Below are 20,648 nucleotides of genomic sequence, written 5' to 3'. Positions count from 1 at the left end.
GCTAGTCCTCCGCGTCAGCCGTGCCTTCAGGATCCGCGTCGGCCGCAGCGTCGGCCGCAGCGTCAGCATCAGCTTCGACATCAGCACCCGTCTCGGGTGCTGGCCACGGCAGCTCGGTGACATCACCGTGGAGGACGTGAGCCACCAACGCATCGGCGATGAGAATATCGCTCATCACCAAAGTCGGAACCAGGTCCGCCAGCTGAGCCCACATCGGAATCAGCTCACGGACAGCGGCGACACTGGCATCAGAGTTCTCAGCCTGAGTACGAGCCAATACGCGAGCAGCCACTGCAATAAGTAGCGAAGTGCCTGGCACCAGAGTCCAGTGCAGCGAAGGGTCATCCGCATCGATGCCGTCGAGCTTGTGGAAGCGCACATTGACCGCCTTGCGCAGTCGCGGTGATGCCTTCGACACCGTCTTGAACAACACCCGAGAGGCGGCGGCAAGCTGGGTCATCACACCGGATTCCACAATCTCAGCACGATTGCGTACCACTTCGTAGATTGCTGTGAAGCGAGCGTCATCGTCGGTCAGCGGACCCGGGACCATGCGGTACGGATCAAAGACCTGCGACAAAATAGCACTGGCCTGTGCTTCCGGCAGCGAGGTAATCTGCACCGAGCTCTGGTCGATAGTGGCGGACTCCAGAGTGGTGTCCTGGCCGCTGGCAGCAATGTCCAGCAGTCCCTGGCCACCAGTTGTGCGCAGGTAATCCAGCTGACGAGAACGGTCCACGCTCTCATCAGTGAGATCCGCCAATGCTGCCAATGCACCGAGCCACGGCACACGGCGACGCCCCGGCACCGGCTTGGTGGCACTGAAGTCTCCCAGCACGAGTCCGGAGGCGATAAACATACCCGGCTGATCGTCGAGCGCAATGACTGAACGGTTCAACGCAGCCAGACCTGCGCGGGGTTCAGCACACAGGATTGCACCCAACCTAGGTGCGGCCAGCAGCGGATTCGCCTGCGCCATGTCGGTTGCACGACCAGCGCGCAAGGTCGCCAGCAGCGTCCACAAACGTGCGAGCTGATCCTGATTTAGCTCGCCCCACAGTTCCTGCGCGCGAGCAACGGGATCGGTGTCCTCGCCATCGAGGTCAACAGCCTCGGCATCATCGACGTGATGCAGAATGGTCGACCCGGCCGCCGGCCACTGCGGGTGGCGTTCCTTCTCCACACCGAGAGTCACCTGCGCGACAAATGGGCCAAGGCCGCGGAGCTCGTCGGGAAGCTCGCATTCAGCCTCCACGACTTCCAGAGCGACGGGTTCACGCCACGGCTGACCGGCAGCCCAGAGCCACAGAGTCATCGGCAAGTGCGAAACATCGTCCGCGACATCAACCTCGATGATGTCAGTGGCTTCATCATTGAAGGCAATCTGGCGGATGGCATTGCGGGAGGAAGCCTCCACCAGCGGTACAGACAGGCGCTTACGTCCCGTCACACGTGTCCAGTCCAAACTGATGCGCAGAGCCTTCAGCAGGGAGATACGGTCAGCGAACTTGCCGAACTCCGCGTAGCCAGTATCGCCGAATCGCTTGATGGGGACGCGGCAGATGTCGCGCTCACCGCTGGAAACTGCAACATGCGCATGGCGCAACTCACCCGGAGCATTGACGACAATCTTGCCGAAGGCATCGACACGCTTGGGACGAGTGACCAATGTAGTGGTGCGGCGGGCGACGGATTCGTCGGCAAGCGGAACCTCAAACTGCAGCGTGCCTGGCGTGACCTGCAACTGCAGCCATGCGCCCTCGTCGGTGGAAAGCTCGACGGCACCGGTGACTTCGTCCGCCCCGAGGCGCACGATAGCGGGCTCGGCATTAAGCGGCTTTTCGCCGGAGACAACGCGGATGTCAGCGGGGCTCAGACCGTCGACGGTTGGGATGCGGAAGCCGTCACCACCACCGCTGTAAGTGATCGTAAGGTCTGCCTGCTCCGCAATGGCGAAGTGCTTCTGGAAGCTGCGGCCACGCGGATTGACCAGGCGAACCACGAACTCGCCGACCCACGGATAATCGTCATCGGTAAGAATCTCAACCTCGCCACCCGCGGCGGGTACGTCAAGGTCATAGACCATGACGGAATCCGTGGTAAACGCACCATAGCCGCCAAAATCGGTGACGATGGCGCGCCAGGACTCGTCCTTACCGGACAGCGTCGGCGGGAACACAGCGACCGGACCACCGGCGTAAACCGGGGTGCCGTAGGCAGACACGGTGCCGTCGAGACGCGCGTGGGGCATGGTCATTCGCGGTTGACGCTGCGGTGACGCTGACCGAACCTCGCCCGCCGCCCCGGACCGACGAACCTGAACTGCATGAACATCGCGAAGATCGATCTCAGCGACTTGCCACAGCTTCCAGTTAAATGGGCGCGGGTCCGATAGCAATGGCACCTCAGCACCCGTGACGGGGTCAACGAGTGTGGCATCAACCGGGTAGACCACCGTAGCGGACGTCGAGTGTAGCGAGACCTTGTCTGTGACCGACTGACCGTCGGCACCGAAAATGAGAATCGGGTCCTCAGTGCTAATCGCCGGAACTCGCCAGTGCTTCTCATCGCCGATTTCCACCAGCACATCGCGCACCGGCTCATCGATGGTCACCACTGGACGCGGCAGCGAATCCTGCAGGCCCACCACCGGGGTCGTTGCTACCGTGCCGCCGAAGGTGACACGCCAGGTCCGCCCCGCCGGATCCAGCGGCGTCGGTAGCTGTACGCCAACGGTCTGCGTCAGCTCATCGAAGTACAGCTGCGGGCGTCCGGTCGTTGCCACCACGCCCACGGCTTCACGACGATTCGCAGTACCCGCCGGGCGCATACGCAGCTCTTCACGTGCAGCGGCCACCAGCATGGGCGGAAGGCCCGCATCGAGCTGACCGAGTTCTTCCCGAGCCTCCCAGTTGGCCGGATCAGCGGCGGTGGCAATGGCGTAGCCGAGGGTTGCCTTAAACAACTTGTGCGCCTGACGAGGTGCCGTCCTGGCCAACTGACGCAGCGCCAGCGGATAGACACCATCTTCGGCCTCTGCTATTTCGGTCAGCAGCCCTTCGAGCAGCGGATGTACCTTCGACAACGCCTGTACCAGGTCATTGGCCGAAGGATTGGTCAGCTCCGCTACCCCGGCAAGTTCCTCGCAGCGCTCGATAATCAGTGGCATCACCGATAGCTGCACACCCGCGTGCAGCAGAAGCACCTGTGCCGCTTGCTGCAGCTCATCCGAATCGGCCTGGTCGCTGTCGACGTCGTTAGGCAAACCGGCATTTGTCAGCATCGTCGGCACAGCGGCGGCGAGGTGCGAGATGAGCGCGCCGGTAGTGTCAGCGTCTGGATCCAGCTGCAGAGCCGCCGGCCAGTCCAGCCACATTTCGCTTGCCGACGCAACACGCGCGGCGCGCCCTACCAGCGAGGCAAGGGTGACCAGCGGGTGATTGTCAACGACGCTCTTCGCAGCATCAATATCGGCAGCGGTACCACCAGCCAGATGATGGGCCAGGAGCGTTCCCAAGAAGCGGTCGATACGCTCAACCTCGTCCATCGACAGCCCTGACCAGACAAACAATGGCTCAACTTTGGCCTGTGTGGCAGATTCCAGCAGCCCTGGAATCCGGGTGGCCAGATCCTGCTCTGCGGCAGCCAGCCACATTTCGACAATCACGGTATTTTCCACTCGGACACCCTGGTCGACACTGCTTGCCCCAGTCATTGTGGGTGGACGCTCCCTTTCGCTACAAAGCTTGCTCGAAAAGATTCATTTAATTAATGGACCTGGGAGGACTCCCTCGGGAGTTTCCCAGCTGGACCCAGCAAGTCTAGGTCAAAAAGTCATACTCTGGTGTGCCGGGCACTAGTCGGCGACACTTCAGCGGCGAGGCATCCATGCGTGCGAGCAATTCATCGAGGTCAGAGGCATGACGTAGCTCAATACCGACGAGGGCCGCACCAGTTTCGCGGTTGTTGCGCTTGAGATACTCGAACTGCGAGATGTCGTCATCCGGTCCGAGAACATCGCTGAGGAACATACGCAGCTGGCCGGGCTTCTGCGGGAAGTTCACCAGGAAGTAGTGCTTGAGGCCGCGGTAGACCAGCGAGCGCTCCATGATCTCGGCATAGCGCAGCACGTCGTTGTTGCCACCCGAGATGATGCAGACAACAACCTCGTCCGGCTCAAACTGCATCTGCTCCAGAGCTGCCACAGACAGCGCACCGGCGGGCTCCGCGATAATCCCTTCGTTCTGGTAGAGATCCAACTGGGCCTCACAGACGGCACCTTCCGGCGCAATCATCGGATGAACGCGGTTGCGGTTGGCCTCCAGGATGTGCCAGGGTAGGTCACCAAAGCGGGCCACCGCGGCGCCGTCGACGAACGGATCGGTGTGCCCCAACGTAATCGGGCCGTTGTTCTCCAGGGCTGCGCGCATGCAGGCCGCGCCCGCAGGTTCCACGCCCATGACCTGGGTGTTCGGCGACATATCCGACAGGTAAGAGGTGACACCGCTGAGCAGGCCACCGCCGCCGACCGGTACGCAGATGGTATCCAGAGTCAACCCCTGACCGGAGAGCTGCGCAATGATTTCAGCTGCGACAGTGCCTTGTCCGACGATGGTGTTGAAAGAGTCGAATGGCTCCACCATGGTGGCACCAGTGCGCTGTGCGTCGGCACGAGCAGCAGCGGCGGCCTCATCGAAGGAGTCTCCGACAACGACAATTTCAACGGCATCGCGGCCGTGGTAAGCGATACGGTCGCGCTTCTGCTTCGGCGTGGCATTGGGCACATAGATGCGCCCCTTAATACCCAGCTGACGGCAGGCATATGCCACGCCTTGAGCGTGGTTTCCTGCAGATGCCGCAACGACGCCTGCTGCCCGCTCTTCGTCGGTGACCTGAACCATGGCGTTGTAGGCACCGCGAATCTTGTACGAGCGCACGTCCTGGAGGTCTTCCCGCTTGAGGAATACCTTAGCGCCGGTGATTTCGGAAAGACGTGGGCTGAACTGCAGCGGAGTGGCCGCAATAACCGAAGAAATTCGTGCCTGCGCAATCTGAATATCGGCCGCGTGGACAAGTCGGCGTTCGGTCTGGGAAGCAGGCACAGAATTCTCACTCATGAGCTATGACTCTACTCGGTCATACAATCGGTTGCGACAATCAGGGCCGCGATGAGCTACCCCAAAATGCTGGCCCCAATCGTCGCCTTCAGATCACCAATCAAGCTGGCGTCCCGGTCGACCCGCAAGTGCTCGCCGAGAACCAAAGTGGTGTGGGAATCACCGTCGACAAGCTTGAGGTAGACGTCCGAGTCGCCGGGATTGTCCAACAGGACTGACTTCAGCTTGGCAATCATCTCCGGTGTGCACTGATCAGTGCGCATGGTCAGACGCAGCGGCGCCGACGTGGAGCCATTGCGGCCGAGATCCGGCAGCTTCAGGTCATCACAGACCACACTCATGCGGTCATCGCGGTACTGAACACGAGCACGAATAAGCACGATGGCGTCTTCAGCAATGCTGGTGGCAATCATCGCGTATGTACGAGCAAAAGCCATGACTTCCACGCGCGCGCCGTTGTGGTCCTCAATACCGATAATCGCCCAGGGCTGACCGTTCTTATTCACGCGGCGGTCAACGCTGGAGACAATGCCACCAATAGTGATTTCGGTGTTGTTAGCGACCTCCCCACCGACGACCGTGGTCAAAGCGGTATCGGTCTGTGCGGCCAGCGATTCTTCGAACCCATCGAGTGGATGACCGGAGACATAGAGGCCCAGCATTTCTCGTTCCAGGGTCAGCTCGTGCTTGCGATCCCACTTTTCATCCGGCACACGGATTTCAAAGATGCTCTCCGAACCGGTGTCCTCTTCGCCACCAAAGCCAGCAAACAGGTCGAACTGTCCCTTGTCTGCAGCCTTCTTGGTCGACAGCACCGAGTCAATGGCTTCTTCGTGAATGAGCGCAAGGCCCTTTCGTGGGTGCCCAAGCGAGTCGAAAGCGCCAGCCTTAATCAGCGACTCGGTGATGCGCTTGTTACATGGCAGCGTTTCAATCTTGTCCAGGTAGTCCGAGAAGGACGTGAACTTGCCCTTCTCCTCGCGCGTCTTCACAATCGACGCGACCACATCATGGCCAACGTTGCGGATAGCGCCGAGGCCGAAGCGAATATCTTCACCGACCGGCTCGAAATCCATACCCGACTCATTGACATCCGGCGGCAGCACCTTAATGCCAAGGTGGCGACAGTCCGACAGATAAATAGCCAGCTTGTTCTTATCATCCGCCACCGAGGTCAACAGCGCCGCCATGTACTCAGCGGTGTAGTTGGCCTTCAAGTACGCGGTCCAATAGGACACCAGGCCGTAGCCCGCCGCGTGAGACTTGTTAAACGCGTACGAGGCGAAGGGCAGAATAATATCCCACAGCTTCTGGACAGCATCCTTGGAAAAACCATTTTCCAACATGCCGCCTTCGAAGTTCACGAACTCCTTGGCCAGCACCTCGGGCTTCTTCTTACCCATGGCCTTACGGAAACCATCTGCTTGGCCCGCGGTGTAATTCGCCAGCTTTTGCGAGATTTTCATGATCTGCTCCTGGTACACGATCAGGCCGTGTGTTTCTTCCAGGATTTCCTTCAGCTGCTCATCCAGTTCCGCGTGGATGGCGTTATAAGGCTTGCGACCATTCTTAATATCCGCGTAGTCAAAGTGCGCGTTCACACCCATCGGTCCCGGACGGTACAGCGCCAGCGAAGCCACGATGTCGTCAAAGCCCGTTGGCTGCATGCGCTTGAGCAGCTCACGCATGCCGCCACCATCGAGCTGGAACACACCGAGGGTGTCGCCGCGCGACAGCAGCTCATAGACCTTCGGATCATCGGTCTGAAGGTCATCGAGCAGAACTGTCTCGCCTCGGTTGGACTTGATGTGCTCAATACAGTCACCGATAACCGTCAGGTTTCGAAGACCTAGGAAGTCCATCTTCAACAGACCGATAGCCTCACACGCCGGATAGTCCCAGCCAGTGATGATCGCGCCGTCAGCCTGTCGCTTCCACATGGGGATGTGATCCAAAAGTGGCACCGACGCCATCACCACGGCACAGGCGTGCACGCCGGTCTGCCTAACGACGCCTTCGAGACCACGAGCCGTCTCGTAAATTCGAGCCACATCCGGATCGGTTTCAATAAGCTGTCGGACCTCGGCGGCCTCGCCGTAGCGTGGGTGCTCCGGGTCGACAATACCGCTCAGCGGAATGTCCTTAGCCATAATCGCAGGTGGCAGCGCCTTAGTAATGCGGTCTGCAATCTGGTAACCCGGCTGACCGAACTGCACACGCGCCGAGTCCTTCAGAGCCTGCTTGGTCTTCACCGTACCGAAGGTGACCACCTGCGCTACCTTGTCTTCGCCCCAGCGATCGGCCGCGTAGCGAATCATTTCATCGCGGCGGCGGTCATCGAAGTCGATATCGATATCCGGCGCGGACGGACGCTCTGGGTTCAGGAATCGCTCGAAGAGAAGGCCGTGCTCAATCGGGTCGATATTGGTGATCCACGTCGCGTATGCAACCAGAGAACCGGCAGCGGAACCACGCCCCGGACCAACCTTGATTCCTACCTCACGGGCATGCCGAATCAGCTCCGCGACGATAAGGAAGTACGACGGGTAGCCCTTACCGTCAATAACCTCAATTTCGTACTCCGCGCGCCGGATGTACTCCTCCGGTACCTCGCGGCCCTCAAAGCGCTTGCGCAGCCCCTCCATCACGTTGTGGTGCAGCCATGTCGTCGGCGTTTCCCCTTCCGGAACGTCCGCCTTCGGCATGCGGTCGTGCGGGTGCTCTTCCCACAGCTCGTCGTAGTCCTCGACGCGTTCCGCGATGAGCAGCGTGTTATCGCAGGCACCCGGAACTAGATGATCCCAGGTCGCGCGCATTTCTTCGGCGGACTTAATAAAGTAGCCATCACCGTCGAACTTAAACCGGTCCGGGTCATTGAGCGTCTTGCCCGTCTGCACACAGAGCATGGCCTCGTGAGCCTTGGCCTGGTCACGGGTAACGTAGTGGCAGTCATTCGTAACCAGTGGCGGCAAGTTCAGCTTCCGGCCAATCTCCAGTAGCTCACTGCGCACACGGGTCTCAATATCCAGCCCGTGATCCATCAGTTCAAGGAAGTAGTTTTCCTTGCCGTAGATGTCCTGCCACATACCGGCAGCCTGCAGAGCCTCGTCGAACTGCCCCAGGCGCAGACGCGTCTGCACATCACCCGACGGACACCCAGTGGTTGCGATAATGCCCTCGGCGCGTTCCGCCACCAACTCCGCATCCATTCGCGGGTACTTACTAATTTGTCCCTCATACGACGCCATCGACGACAGGTAGAACAGGTTCCGCAGACCCTGCGCATTCGCTGCCAACATGGTCTGGTGCAAGTAGGAACCGCGACCCGAGACGTCATCTCGACGCTGATGCGGCTCACCCCACTGAATGCGCTTTTTGTTGAAGCGACTCTCCGGCGCCATATAGGCCTCAATGCCGATGATCGGCTTGACGCCCTTGGACTTCATCTGCCGATAGAAAGCATTTGAGCCAAACATATTGCCGTGGTCGGTGACACCGACCGCAGGCATTCCCTGTCGCGCAACCTCGTCGGCAAGCAAATCAATCTTCGCCATACCGTCGAGCATGGAATACTCGGTGTGATTGTGGAGGTGCACGAAGGAGGAGTTAGCCATGAGTCCAGATTGTAGACAATCCCCCGGATTGAACACGATTCCTTCGAACACTCAAAATGAAGCAGCCCCCTTATGTCTGCACAGTTATAGCTACAGACGTGTGCAACATCACCCCTTCCTATCCTTTACTTTCCAAAACCAGTCGACAATACTCGACATCACGGTTTTTGAGGACGTCCTCATATTTCCTCTCGTCCGTTAGCCTTTCCCGTTAATCCAAAGCCAAGAATCGAAGGAGCAACACAGTGTTCGCACCACTTTCCGATGGCCACTTCACCTACTTCCCCAAGCCCGAGCTTGACGAGGTTCTTGCCACCATCGACCGCCGCCCCGTCGCCGCCGGCTACCTCATCGATGGCGATGTCATCACCTCCAACATGGATGCAGCCCGCTACAGCTGGCTGGTCTAAAAAGCACAGGCCTGGGAAATTCTGACTTTCTTTTCAAAATCAAAGACAGTACAGGTTTCCAATGATTACGTTTTAGGGCATGAAACTTTCTCGAGCTTCTGCCCCGGAGTCCTCGGGCACATCCCGCCCGGCTCCGACATCGATGTCTCACCTGCCTGAGGCGCTGCCGCCGCAGATGCCCCAGACAGCCCGCCCGCCGCTAGCTACCGACACGCTGCTTAACTGCACTTCCTTTCCTGCAGTCGTCGTCGACCTCGCGGCGGTCGAAGCCAATGCCCGCGATATGCTCCGCCGCGCAAACGGTATGCCTATCCGCGTGGCCTCGAAATCGATTCGCATTCCACAGCTTATTTCGCACGTCCTGGCCTTCCCCGGTTTCCAGGGCGTGCTGGCATATTCGCTGGCAGAGGCGCTGTACCTATTCCGAGAAGGAATTAGCGACGACATCGTCGTCGCCTACCCAACACTTGACGCCCGCGCTATCTCAGAGCTTGCCGACGATGATGCAGCGCGCGCCGCCATCTGCGTAATGGTTGACCGTCCCGAACATCTGGAGGTGCTGGCGCCGTCGGCAAGCGAAAATGCGCCAATCCGCGTGTGCATGGACGTCGATGCGTCCTTTCGCCCTCTGCCCGGCGTGCATATCGGTACACTGCGCTCCAGCTTGTTCTCGCCGAAGCAGGCAGCGGCGTTTGCCAAGCAGATCATTGCCCGTCCGGAGCTACAGCTGGCGGGAATCATGATGTATGAGGGGCACATTGCCGGAGTGGGCGATGCCGGAAACTCCCTGCGTGCACGAGCAATTCGAATGATGCAGGCCGTCTCAAAGAAGGAGTTGGCAAAGCGCCGCGCGAAGGTTGTCGCTGCAGTCGAGAAAGTGGCGGGACCCCTGGAGTTTGTCAACGGCGGTGGTACGGGGTCGTTGGAGTCGACGTGCGCCGAAGCCGCAGTAACCGAGGCAGCGGCGGGGTCGGGATTCCTGGCACCAACACTGTTCGATAACTATCGCGCATTCAATCTGCGCCCGGCGTCCTGGTTTGTGTTGCCGGCGACGCGACGCCCTAAGAAAGGCGTGATCACGGTGTCCGGCGGTGGCCGAATTGCCTCTGGGCCGGCGGGAGATGATCGGTTGCCAACCCCCTGGTACCCCACTGGCCTGCGCTACGCGGCAGAGGAAGGCCCCGGTGAGGTGCAGACTCCGTTGCTCGGCAAGACCGCCGATGCAATTTCGCTGGGAGATCCCGTGTGGTTCCGCCACGCCAAGGCCGGCGAAATAGCCGAACACACACAAGAAGCCATTGCAGTTCGAGATGGCGCCATCATCGCCCACTGGCCCACGTACCGAGGAAAGGGATTGATCTTCACATGAGCAATTCACGCAACAACGCCCGCTTCACAGTCTCTACAGTTGAGTCCCGCGTACCACGCGTACGTCGGCGTGCGCAGGCGAAAGCTGCTGCCAAGTCTCATTGGAACAATTGGGCTCACACGCAATCGTGCACCCCGTCCTATATGCATCAGCCGCACGATGACGAGGGCGTCATCTCGGTAATTAAGGCAGCGAAGACCGAAGGAACTACGGTGCGCCCGCTGGGGGCCGGTCATTCTTTTACTTCCGTGGCCACCACCGATGGGCACCGCGTTCAACTCGACCGCTGCTCTGGTCTGGTCGAACTCGACGCCGCCAACCAGACCGCCACCCTGCGTGCCGGCACTCGTCTGCGCGATACTCCAGGTATTCTGCGCCCACTCGGTTGGGCCCTTCCCAACCAGGGCGATGTCGATCCGCAGTCGCTGGCCGGCGCTATCTCTACTGGCACGCACGGCACCGGGCTTGGGTTCACCGGCTTCGCAGGCACCGTTAAGGGATTCAAGATTGTCACCGCGGATGGCGTCGTCAGGCACTGCCATCCGGACGCTGAGGGAATCGACGGCGAGCTCTACCGCCTCGGACGGCTGGGGCTGGGTGTCTTCGGCGTGCTTACGGAGGTCACGATGTCCGTCGTACCGGCGTTTGATCTGCACGCCGACGAACACCGCGAAGAGTTTGATTCCCTGCGCAAGAGCTTCGCCGAGCGTTGCAAAGAAGCTGACCACCTGGAGTTTTTCTGGTTCCCGGGACAGCGCGAGACGCTGGTCAAGCACAATACTCGCATCGAACCGCAGCGCCACCGCCGCCCGAGCCGCAATAGCCTGAAGCAGCGCCTGGGCAGCGCGCGCACGTATCTTAACGACGAAGTCGTCAACAACATGGGACTCTTGGCGTGCTGCGAGATTGCCAAAGCCATTCCCGCTACGACCGATACCATCAACCGGATTGCCACCAACACAGTGCCCGAGCGCCGCTACTCCAACGAGGCGCACAAGGTCTTTGTCTCGCCGCGCCGCGTTCGTTTCTCCGAGATGGAGTACTCCGTCCCGCTCGAGGCCGCTTCCGATGTCCTCGGAGAAATCCGCGACGCGATTGCCCGCAAGAGGATGAAAATCTCCTTCCCCATCGAGGTGCGCTCCGCAAAAGCCGATGATGTGGCCCTGTCAACTGCGTACGGCCGCGACAGTGCCTACATCGCCATCCACCGCTACTGGAAGGAAAACTACCGAGAGTACTTCAACCTCATTGAGCCGATTTTCAAGGCCCACGAAGGTCGCCCGCACTGGGGCAAATTGCACACGCTCCGCGCGGAGGATTTTTCGCAGCGCTACCCGCTGTTCGGCGAGGTCCAGGCGTTACGCGAAAAGGTCGACCCGCAGGGAATCTTCCTCAACGAGCACCTACGCGACCTTTTCTGCTAGTTATCTCCAGGCTTTACGACGTCCCGGGTAACCGCCCCATCCGTCTGGTCGGCGGCATCGTCGGGAACCGTGGCCGGTTCAATGCCAGCCTTGCGGAGTTCCCGGCGTACCCGACGCTGACGGCGCATCTTCAGGATGAGGTCGCAGATGAACAGCGCGACGGCACCCCAGATGATGAAGAAGCCAATCCAGCGCTCCGGCTCGAGCTCCTCGCCGAGCACGGTGACTGCCAAAGTGATCTGGAGAACCGGCGTGATGTACTGCATCAGGCCCAAGGTGGCTAGTGGCAGGCGCTTGGCACCTTCGCCGAAGAGCAGCAACGGAATGGCGGTAGCAACACCGGCGCTCATCATGAGCAGCGTGTGGCCGGTTCCTTCGGAGGTAAAGGTGCTCTGCCCGTTGGAGCTCAACCAGAAGATGTAGGCCAGCGCGATCGGTGTGATTACAGCGGACTCGGCCGTCAGCGACGCTGCCGAGGAAAGCGATACCCGCTTCTTCATTAGTCCGTAAAAACCGAAACTGAACGCCAGCGCCAGCGCACCCAACGGCGGATGTCCCACACCGATAGTGAGAACAATGACCGCAATGGTTGCCAAGATGACACTGCCGAGCTGCAACCGCGAGATGCTTTCACGGAAGAAAATCATCGCCAACAAAACGCTGACCAGCGGGTTAATGAAGTAGCCGAGTGCGGCCTCCGCCACCTGCCCATTGTTGACCAGGTAGACGTACACGCCCCAGTTGACGGAGATCAACAGTGCGGCAATAAAAATAGTGCCCCACGTCTTGGCGCTCGCGGCCTTCAGCTCTGGCCATGCGCGCATGAAGCTGAGGGCAATGGCCATAAAGACAAGCGTCCAGACGAATCGATGCGCCAAAATCTCCACGGCCCCCGCCGGCTCCAGCAGCGGAAAGTAGAGCGGAAACAGCGCCCACAAAAGGTACGCACCGAATGCCTGAATCACTGTTGACTGACTCCTTTTCGTTCTCGTTGAAACTGACTGCGTACTGGCGGCGTACTGACGGCAGAGTTCTAGCCGCTTCACCCTAGTCTTTTGGATTTGGGCACTTAGTTCTGGCTTCTATTAGTTCTGGCTCAGCCCCGGCGCAAAAAGCGGATCTTTATCCGTGAAACCGGAACTCAGCACCGGTCGGATACCAAAACGGCCGCGTGCCGCATCTGATGGCAGCGCCTCGACTGCTTTAACAGCAGGCAGTTTCTTGACACTCATCAACGCCTCAGCGTCTCCATAGACCAGTAAACCGTTGAAGCCGAGCCGTTCGTCGTCAATCGCGACGTCTGCGTAGGCAGCCGCTAACTCCAGTTGATCTTGCAGCAGCTTTTCTTCACTCGCCGTTTTGCTCGGCTGCGGCAAATACCGGGTACTCACGCCACCGATGATTGCAGTCGATACTCGCAGAGAGGGCTCTTTTTCATAGACCTGTGCCGCTTCTTGCGCATCGAGCAGCCGGTCAAAAGTCACCATCGCCCAGAACTTCGGGTCCTCCACGACTGGCTGGCCGTTCTTTAGCTGGTAGTCTTCCTTCTTCATATTCTCGAGGGACTCGTCGGCACGCTCTACGTACTGCTCGGTTGCTTCCCACGGGTCTGGACCGAGCGCATCGCCGTTGATATTCTGCGGCTTGCTCACGCGATCGGATGTCGAAGCGACTGCTAAAACAATCACCAATACGACAACACAGAAACCTGAGATTAGTGCCATCACTGGCGAAATACTGCCGTCACCGGTGCTTTTCGCACGAGTTTCGGGGCGCGCTCGATTCTTGGATCCCAATGGAGTCTGCGTCATGCGCCCTGCCTCAAAACTTCCAATGCGTGGTTCAAATCATCTGGGTATGGACATTCGATTTCCATCCAGCGACCATCTGCCGGATGGTGGAAACCAAGCGAAACAGCATGAAGCCACTGGCGGTTGAGCCCAAGCCGCTGGGCCAATGCCGGATCGGAACCGTACATGGGATCGCCACAACATGGGTGATTCAGCGCAGAGAAGTGCACACGAATCTGGTGCGTGCGCCCAGTTTCTAGATTCACCTTCAACAGCGTTGCTGGGGCGAAGGCCTCAAGCGTTTCGTAGTGCGTCACAGCATTTTTGCCATCCTGACGGACGGCAAAGCGCCACCCCGCCGAAGGATGACGGCCAATCGGAGCATCAATTGTCCCCGACAGCGGATCCGGATGCCCCTGAACCAGAGCGTGATAGGTCTTCGACACCTCACGGTTTTTGAACGCCCGCTTGAGCACGGAGTAGCCCCGCTCTGAGCAGGCGACAACCATCACGCCAGAGGTGCCAACATCCAAGCGATGCACGATACCTTTTCGCTCGGGCGGACCGGAGGTAGAAATGCGGAAACCAGCAGCCGCCAGCCCGCCGATAACCGTTGGACCTTCCCAACCGACCGACGGATGCGCAGCCACGCCAACAGGCTTGTGAACAGCTACCAAATCGGAGTCGTGGTAGAGCACGTCCATGCCCTCGACGAGTTCCTCTTTGGGAACCAATGGCTTTTCCACCGGCGGTAACAACACGGAGAGGAAAGCGTTTTCTTCCAAGCGGTCAGACTTGCCAACGCTCACACCATCAACCGTGATGTCCCCAGCCGCTGCCAAATCAGCCACCGCTGTGCGCGAGAGCCCCAGCAACTTAGCCACACCGGCATCTACCCGCATTCCGGCTAAGCCCGGTGGAACGGGCATCTGCCGGGTTTCTCGGTCGGGCTGGTGCGCTCCCCCGAGTGCTGCACCGCTATTTAGTGCATTGTCGTTCACTGCTGTCCTCCCTCCGCCAACTGCTTCTGATTCTTCTGAGCAGATTTCTTCTCCGCTGCAATCTGATCAGCGAAGAGATCCGGCTCCTTGGAAAAAACCATCCAGATAACGAGGATAATAACGCCCACAGTAATCGCGGAGTCCGCGATATTAAATACGGCAAAACCCTTCACCGACAGGAAATCGACAACGTGGCCGACATAGAAACCGGGCTCCCGAAATAGCCTATCGATGAGGTTGCCCAGCGCGCCACCAGCAATAAGCCCCGCCGCAGTCGCCGATATAGGACTGCGCAGCCAATGGGAACAGCACATCACAGCCAGGATGTAAACCAGCTGCAACGTGGTAAAAACCCAGGTGGCGTTCGTGCCAAAGGAGAAGGCTGCACCGGGGTTAAAAACGAGCCGCAACTCGAAGAGATCGCCAAGCACCTGCACCGCAGGACGGCCATCGAGAGTCTTCAAAGCGATAATCTTGGTCAGCTGATCAATAATCGCAACTGACACAATAACCGCGGCGAGAATCCCCCGCCGCGGGAAATATGTCCTCGTTTCCTTCTTAGTCACTGTCCCATAATGGCCTAACAAACCCATATTCAGCCAACTGACACCGCCCGGGTGGTTCCTATCCGCCAAGAAACCGGTACGCTAACCGGTGTGACTCGACGTTTCCAATCTCAGTTTGTTCCGGCCTCCTCCGCTTTACGACGCACAGGAGACACAACCCCCTCGTGGTTCCGTCGACCTAGCCACAGCGACCGAGCTGGTCACACCAAGCGTGGCCTGCTGGCAAGGGTCGGCACCGCAGTTGTTGCCGCTACTACTGTGGTGTCACTGGCCGCGTGCTCGTCGGAAAGCTCGGTGGAAACACAACCCGTGGACGTTGCACAACCCAAGATCGAATTGACCAGTGCTGGCAGCGGTGAGCTGGCGAGTGTGCGCTGGAAGGACGACGGTGCAGAGCAGGAGTCGACCGCGGCGGTGACACAGGGCTTCGCACAGCGTGGCGGAAACGCCGATAGCGACCAGACTTTCCCAGACACCCGCCTGGAAATCCCCCTGACCAGCACTGTTACCAGTGATAACGATACTCGTGCGGTGACGTCAGAGGTGGGTAAACCCCACGGCTCCAACGATGAGCTGAATGAGGATATCGCTACCGCGCAGGGATTTATCTCTGATTCGTCAACAACGGCCACAGGTGAGGTCAAGGAACTCAAGCTGGGAGCGCCGGAGAAGGCCACCGACACCGCTCGCGCTGGTGTGGAGATGGCGCTGCAGCAGCTGCATTCCGTACCTATCGTCTTCCCCTCCGAGGACATCGGAAAGGATGCGACCTGGACGGTCGAAAGCGAGGTCGAAGGCCAGACCAAGATGACGCAGAAGGTGACCTATACCCTGCTCAGCCGTGCGGGAGACATTGTTAATTTGAAGGTCGATGTCAAGCAGGTGCCGACCGTTACGGAGTTGGACACTGGCGGCGAGGGTGCACTGAAGGTTGTCGAGGCCACGACTGACATGCTTGCCGACCGCGTCACCATCGACCTGACCAAGCCCCTTCCGGTGAAGGGCAACATCGATTTTGTTACCTCCGTGACCTACGGCGACGGCAACTCCGATGTGCGCATCACTCAGCAGACGCATCGCGGGCTGGAGTTTAAGGACGGCGACGGCTCGAGGAAGTAGCCCAGAAGATTAGCTCGTACCACCGCAAGGTTAGAAGACGAGAAAGTGTCTAGGTTTATGTCACTTTTCTGCCCAAAAAATGGGCGGAACTGTCATAAACCTAGACACTTTCTTTTGTGTGGCCAGTGCACCCGACCGGACTAGGCCGTAACGCCTGGCCCGACGGCACCTAAGCCGGAGGCGGTGGAGGCGGTGCATCCTCAGCCGGCGGCGGTGGCGGAGGCGGAGCCTCTTCAGCCGGTGGTTCAGGCGCGGGAGGCGGCGGAGGCGGCACTTCCTCGACCGGCGCTTCGGGCTCCGCAGCCGGAGCTGGCTCCTCGACCGGAGCTGGGGCCTCCTCAACCGGAGCCTCTTCAACCGGGGTTTCTTCCTCTTCTGGCTCAGGTGGCGGCGGAGGAGTCTCGCCGGGCGCGAGGCAGAACCCAGGCTTGTGCTCCGGATCAAGTGTCGATGCCAGGTTGCAGGCCCATTCCTTGCTCAGCATCCAACGACCATCCCGGTGGATAAAGTCCACCTGCTCCACGAGCATCGGATCTTCCTCCGGACGGAGGATATTGACACCGGCTACGGCCTGCTTAGTAGTAAATCCAGGCGTGACCGGGTCAATGACATCAAAGCTGATTTCCTGCTCATTGGCACTGTGGGTGACAATGTCGAAGAAATCGCCGGCAGTATCGCCGTCCTCGATGGTCAGAGCCTTTTCCTCGATAGGTAGATCGGGGTTGATGAGGCGTGCGAGAACGTCGTTAAGCTCTGCACGCGTCGGCAGCATGATGACGGGTTCCGCCGAGCTGGATGTCTTCGATTCAGTCGTCGGCGCTGCAGTATTGCCACCACCGCAGGCAGCGAGCCCAAGTGCGCTGACCGAGACCATCGCCGCTACTGTCACACCACGCGCTGTGCGCCAACGCATTCCGCTAACGCGCTGGTTGCAGGGGACTTTCATATGTGCACTACTCCAATAAAATCTGCATGAAGATTCGCTGGCTTCACGCCTTCCATAATCCTACACAAGGCCAAAACACCGCCTGGGTAAGATGGTGGACATGTCGACTCAGGATCATTCCCCGGCTAGCTCGGCCTCGTCTATCCCGGCCTCCCCTCGCCGAATCGTTGTCATCACCACCGGCGGCACCATCGCCTGCACCACGGATCGCAGCGGTGCGCTAACCCCGACCATCTCGGGCGCGGAGCTCGTTGCGGCGGTCGCGCAGCGTTATCCAGAGGGCATGTTAGAGCTGGAGGTTCGTGAGCTCGGGATGCTGGACTCGTCGAATCTCGCGTTCACCGATGTTGACCGTATTCTCGCCGCTATTCACGAAGTGCTTGACGACGACTCCGTGGACGGTGTCGTCGTAACTCATGGCACGGACACGATGGAAGAAACGGCCATGGCTGCCGATATTTTCCATGCTGACTCGCGTCCGGTTGTCTTTACTGGTGCACAGCTTCCCTATGATCATCCCGAAACCGACGGACCGGGGAACCTCTTTGAGGCCGTGACCATTGCTTCCGATGCCTCTGCGCAGGGAATTGGCGTTCTTATTGTCTTTGGCCACGCAGTCTTGCCGGTGCGAGGTGCGACAAAGTGGCACACGACCGATCCTTTAGCTTTTGCCACTAATGCCCCGGAGGAGCCGGTTCGTCCAGATCCGCTGCCTCTGACCGCCTTGGCGGGCTCGAAGGTAGAGATTATCCCTGCCTACTTAGGTGCAGATGGATCACAGCTGAATTCGGCCGTCGCCGCCGGTGCACGCGGCATTGTCGTAGAAGGCCTGGGATCGGGCAATGTCTCCGATGAGTTTGCCGCCGCCATTGACCGGGCCATTGCCGCTGATGTGACCGTCGTGATGGCAACGCGCGTCCCGCGTGGTGATGTCCACGCCGCCTACGGTGGTGCCGGTGGCGGTGCGACGCTGGCTCGGCACGGTGTGATTAGCGCTGGTTGCGTGCATGCACCGCAGGCGCGCATCATTCTCGCTGCCGCGCTGGCTGCGAATGTGCACCCGCAGACGCTGTTCTAATTCACGCCTCGATGATGCGGATGATTTTCGCCGGATTTCCAGCCACGACTACGCCCGCGGGAACGTCCTTAGTCACCACCGCACCCGCGGCGACCACGGAATCGTCGCCGACATAAACACCGCCCAGGATGATGGCTCCACCACCGATCCAAGCATTGCGCCCGATGATGATTTCATCACCGGACTCTAGATAAGCGGCGCGGGCCTCAGCTCCCAGTGGGTGTACTGGTGGAAGCAGCTGCACATTGGGCCCGAGCTGCGCGTAGTCGCAGATTGTCACCTTCACCACGTCAAGTGCGGTGAGCCCAAAGTTGATGAAAACGTTGTCGCCGATGTGGATGTTATCGCCGTAGTCCAGGTAGATCGGCGGGCGGACGGTGCTGTCCTCTCCGAAAGACCCCAGTGCCGGTGCTAGCACTTGCTGTGCTGCCTGCTGGTCTTCCCGGAATGCGACGTCAAATTCCGCGGCCACCTGGCCAATTCGCGCGTTCAGAGCCTGCGATTCCGGATGATCGGCGATATACCACTGACTGTTCAGCATGCGCTGGCGGTTATCCAGACCGTCGTCGGGAAGTGTGGTCGTCGGATTCGGATCTCGATCGGTGTTGCGCAACGAGGCGCGGCGAGCTGCCTCGAGCTCTGCAATGCGGGATTCGGTAGTCATAGTGGCCCAGTTTACGGTCAGCGCATAAACAGGGAGGCGCGAACGGCACCGAGGATAACGGCGACATCAGGCAGCCGCATCAAGCATCCGCATCGGGGCCAACCTCATCTTCACTTTCACGCTCAGGTTGCGGCAAGTCAAGAGCTGCTTCTTCGTCGGAAGCCAGCCACTCTGGCCAGTCCAAACTGCACACCGCAGAGCACGGGCGCAGCTCCGGGTCGTCCTCCTTCAGCGTGATCATGCGCCCGGGGCCACTGGTGCGGCTTTCAAAACGGACAGTCACAATCCCGTGCCCCGACCCCTGTACCCAACCATGTCCATACTCACTGTGGTGCACATCCGAGGTAGGTGCCCACTTGGAGTCGGAAAGCCGAACGGTCGGCAACGCACCGGTTCCAGATAGCTCGACCAGGCCGGCGGGAGCGTCGGAAAGCGTAGGTGCCGGCACTCGATCTTCGACGGTGATAGCACGGTCGAGCTCAGGAAACAGGACTTCTTGTATGTGTGAATCCAGCCCGGAGAAACCGACGCCCACCAGTCGCACTGGGCCGACCTCCGCGGGTGTGAACGCGATTCGGTGAGCGACAGCCATGAGGGTGTCGAAGTCCTGTGTGGCGTAGGCGAGCGTCTCAGATCGGGTATGGATGCTCAAGTCGGACAGACGCACCTTGCAAGTGATGGTGCGGGCACCACGGCCATCTTTTTTGAGCCGTCGAAAAGCGGACTCACCTGCGCGATCGATGGCGGCGTGGAGTTGGGCCTGCGACTCCAGATCCTCGGGATAGGTGTACTCCGCCGATACAGACTTGGCGACATCGCGTTCCTTAACCGGCCGATCGTCTGTCCCCTGCGCCAGCTGCCACAGCATCACACCGGTTTTGGATGTCAGCGAAACCTCGACATCGCGCTGGGACATGGCGGCGAAATCACCGATAGTCTCCACGCCCAGTGTGTGCAGTTTTGCAGCGGTGACAGGGCCAATGCCCCAGAGCTTCTCTACCGGCAATGGGTGTAGTAGCTCGTGATTGCGTGCGGGGTCCAGCACGTACACGCCATCGGGTTTCGCCAGGCCTGACGCAATTTTTGCGAACTGCTTGCCCGCGCCCGCGCCTATCGACGAGGCCAAGCCGGTCTCCCGCCGAATATCTGCCCGCAGTTGCTCCGCCCAGGCAATGACCTGCTCCTTCGAGGCTCCCTGAAGCTCTTCGGGTTCCATGAAAGCCTCGTCGACACTGAGCTGCTCGACCACGGGCACGCGCTCGCGGATTACAGAGAACACGCGGCGCGACACCGGCCCGTAGATGCCCTTGCGCGCGCTGACCGTCACTGCGGTCGGTGGCATGAGACGACGTGCGCGGGCCATCGGCATAGCCGAGTGCGCGCCGTACGCGCGGGCCTCATAGGAGGCACCGGCGACCACACCTCGACCACCCAGTCCGCCGACGAGAACTGGCCGCCCGCGCAGAGTCGGGCGGGTGAGCTGCTCGACGGACGCGAAGAACGCGTCCATGTCGATGTGCAGGACCCACCGCCCGGAAGTCGGCATTGAG

Annotated in this window: 15 protein-coding genes; 5 read left to right on the top strand and 10 right to left on the bottom strand. The window is 59.8% G+C overall.

What is annotated here, in order from left to right:
- Nucleotide 1 precedes the first annotated feature (1 nt).
- The 3 genes from HMPREF2614_RS06905 to dnaE form a co-directional block, all read right to left on the bottom strand.
- Nucleotides 2–3,715, bottom strand: coding sequence for a hypothetical protein (locus tag HMPREF2614_RS06905; protein ID WP_049182117.1), 3,714 nt, complete (start codon nucleotides 3,713–3,715; stop codon nucleotides 2–4).
- Between the two features lie 106 nt (nucleotides 3,716–3,821).
- Nucleotides 3,822–5,117, bottom strand: a complete 1,296-nt coding sequence (ilvA, locus tag HMPREF2614_RS06900) for a threonine ammonia-lyase IlvA (RefSeq protein ID WP_038625758.1) — start codon at nucleotides 5,115–5,117, stop codon at nucleotides 3,822–3,824.
- 56 nt (nucleotides 5,118–5,173) lie between these two features.
- Nucleotides 5,174–8,731 (bottom strand): DNA polymerase III subunit alpha, encoded by a 3,558-nt coding sequence (dnaE, locus tag HMPREF2614_RS06895; protein WP_038625760.1) that lies wholly within the window; start codon nucleotides 8,729–8,731, stop codon nucleotides 5,174–5,176.
- Between the two features lie 245 nt (nucleotides 8,732–8,976).
- On the opposite strand from dnaE, the gene HMPREF2614_RS11140 reads away from it, so the two are divergent.
- From HMPREF2614_RS11140 to HMPREF2614_RS06885, 3 genes are all read left to right on the top strand, one after another.
- Nucleotides 8,977–9,141 carry a hypothetical protein gene (locus tag HMPREF2614_RS11140; protein WP_016422979.1) on the top strand — a complete coding sequence of 55 codons (165 nt, stop codon included), beginning with the start codon at nucleotides 8,977–8,979 and terminating at the stop codon, nucleotides 9,139–9,141.
- 79 nt (nucleotides 9,142–9,220) lie between these two features.
- Complete coding sequence (locus HMPREF2614_RS06890; protein ID WP_038625762.1) at nucleotides 9,221–10,510, top strand: alanine racemase; 1,290 nt, start codon at nucleotides 9,221–9,223, stop codon at nucleotides 10,508–10,510.
- Nucleotides 10,507–11,934: a D-arabinono-1,4-lactone oxidase gene (locus HMPREF2614_RS06885; protein WP_038625763.1), complete on the top strand. Its 1,428-nt coding sequence runs from the start codon at nucleotides 10,507–10,509 to the stop codon at nucleotides 11,932–11,934. The genes HMPREF2614_RS06890 and HMPREF2614_RS06885 overlap by 4 nt, the downstream gene beginning before the upstream one ends.
- Here the strand turns inward: HMPREF2614_RS06885 and rarD are convergent.
- The 4 genes from rarD to lspA form a co-directional block, all read right to left on the bottom strand.
- Nucleotides 11,931–12,899, bottom strand: a complete 969-nt coding sequence (rarD, locus tag HMPREF2614_RS06880; RefSeq protein ID WP_038625764.1) for an EamA family transporter RarD — start codon at nucleotides 12,897–12,899, stop codon at nucleotides 11,931–11,933. The genes HMPREF2614_RS06885 and rarD overlap by 4 nt on opposite strands.
- Before the next feature lie 120 nt (nucleotides 12,900–13,019).
- Nucleotides 13,020–13,745, bottom strand: coding sequence for a hypothetical protein (locus HMPREF2614_RS06875; protein ID WP_070560597.1), 726 nt, complete (start codon nucleotides 13,743–13,745; stop codon nucleotides 13,020–13,022).
- Complete coding sequence (locus HMPREF2614_RS06870) at nucleotides 13,742–14,653, bottom strand: RluA family pseudouridine synthase (RefSeq protein ID WP_038629067.1); 912 nt, start codon at nucleotides 14,651–14,653, stop codon at nucleotides 13,742–13,744. The genes HMPREF2614_RS06875 and HMPREF2614_RS06870 overlap by 4 nt, the downstream gene beginning before the upstream one ends.
- 68 nt (nucleotides 14,654–14,721) lie before the next feature.
- Entirely contained in the window at nucleotides 14,722–15,291 is a 570-nt protein-coding gene (lspA, locus tag HMPREF2614_RS06865; RefSeq protein ID WP_038625775.1) for a signal peptidase II, read from the bottom strand.
- 90 nt (nucleotides 15,292–15,381) lie between these two features.
- Between lspA and HMPREF2614_RS06860 the strand changes: the two genes are divergently transcribed.
- Nucleotides 15,382–16,410 carry a hypothetical protein gene (locus HMPREF2614_RS06860; RefSeq protein ID WP_224786584.1) on the top strand — a complete coding sequence of 343 codons (1,029 nt, stop codon included), beginning with the start codon at nucleotides 15,382–15,384 and terminating at the stop codon, nucleotides 16,408–16,410.
- Nucleotides 16,411–16,579: 169 nt separating this feature from the next.
- Here the strand turns inward: HMPREF2614_RS06860 and HMPREF2614_RS06855 are convergent, their stop codons facing one another.
- Complete coding sequence (locus HMPREF2614_RS06855) at nucleotides 16,580–17,323, bottom strand: WKL family lipoprotein (RefSeq protein WP_224786585.1); 744 nt, start codon at nucleotides 17,321–17,323, stop codon at nucleotides 16,580–16,582.
- A 133-nt stretch (nucleotides 17,324–17,456) separates the two neighbouring features.
- Here HMPREF2614_RS06855 and HMPREF2614_RS06850 point away from each other — a divergent pair, with 133 nt between their 5' ends.
- Nucleotides 17,457–18,434, top strand: a complete 978-nt coding sequence (locus tag HMPREF2614_RS06850) for an asparaginase (RefSeq protein ID WP_065423000.1) — start codon at nucleotides 17,457–17,459, stop codon at nucleotides 18,432–18,434.
- 1 nt (nucleotide 18,435) lies between these two features.
- Here the strand turns inward: HMPREF2614_RS06850 and HMPREF2614_RS06845 are convergent, their stop codons facing one another.
- Nucleotides 18,436–19,098, bottom strand: a complete 663-nt coding sequence (locus HMPREF2614_RS06845) for a DapH/DapD/GlmU-related protein (RefSeq protein ID WP_080972915.1) — start codon at nucleotides 19,096–19,098, stop codon at nucleotides 18,436–18,438.
- A gap of 79 nt (nucleotides 19,099–19,177) precedes the next feature.
- Entirely contained in the window at nucleotides 19,178–20,644 is a 1,467-nt protein-coding gene (locus tag HMPREF2614_RS06840) for a DNA polymerase IV (protein ID WP_049182123.1), read from the bottom strand.
- Nucleotides 20,645–20,648 lie beyond the last annotated feature (4 nt).

The sequence above is a fragment of the Corynebacterium sp. HMSC074C11 genome (genome assembly GCF_001809455.1).
Lineage (GTDB): Bacteria > Actinomycetota > Actinomycetes > Mycobacteriales > Mycobacteriaceae > Corynebacterium > Corynebacterium amycolatum.
The sequence above is the reverse complement of the archived record's forward strand: the minus strand, read 5'-3'. Positions and strand labels throughout refer to the sequence as shown.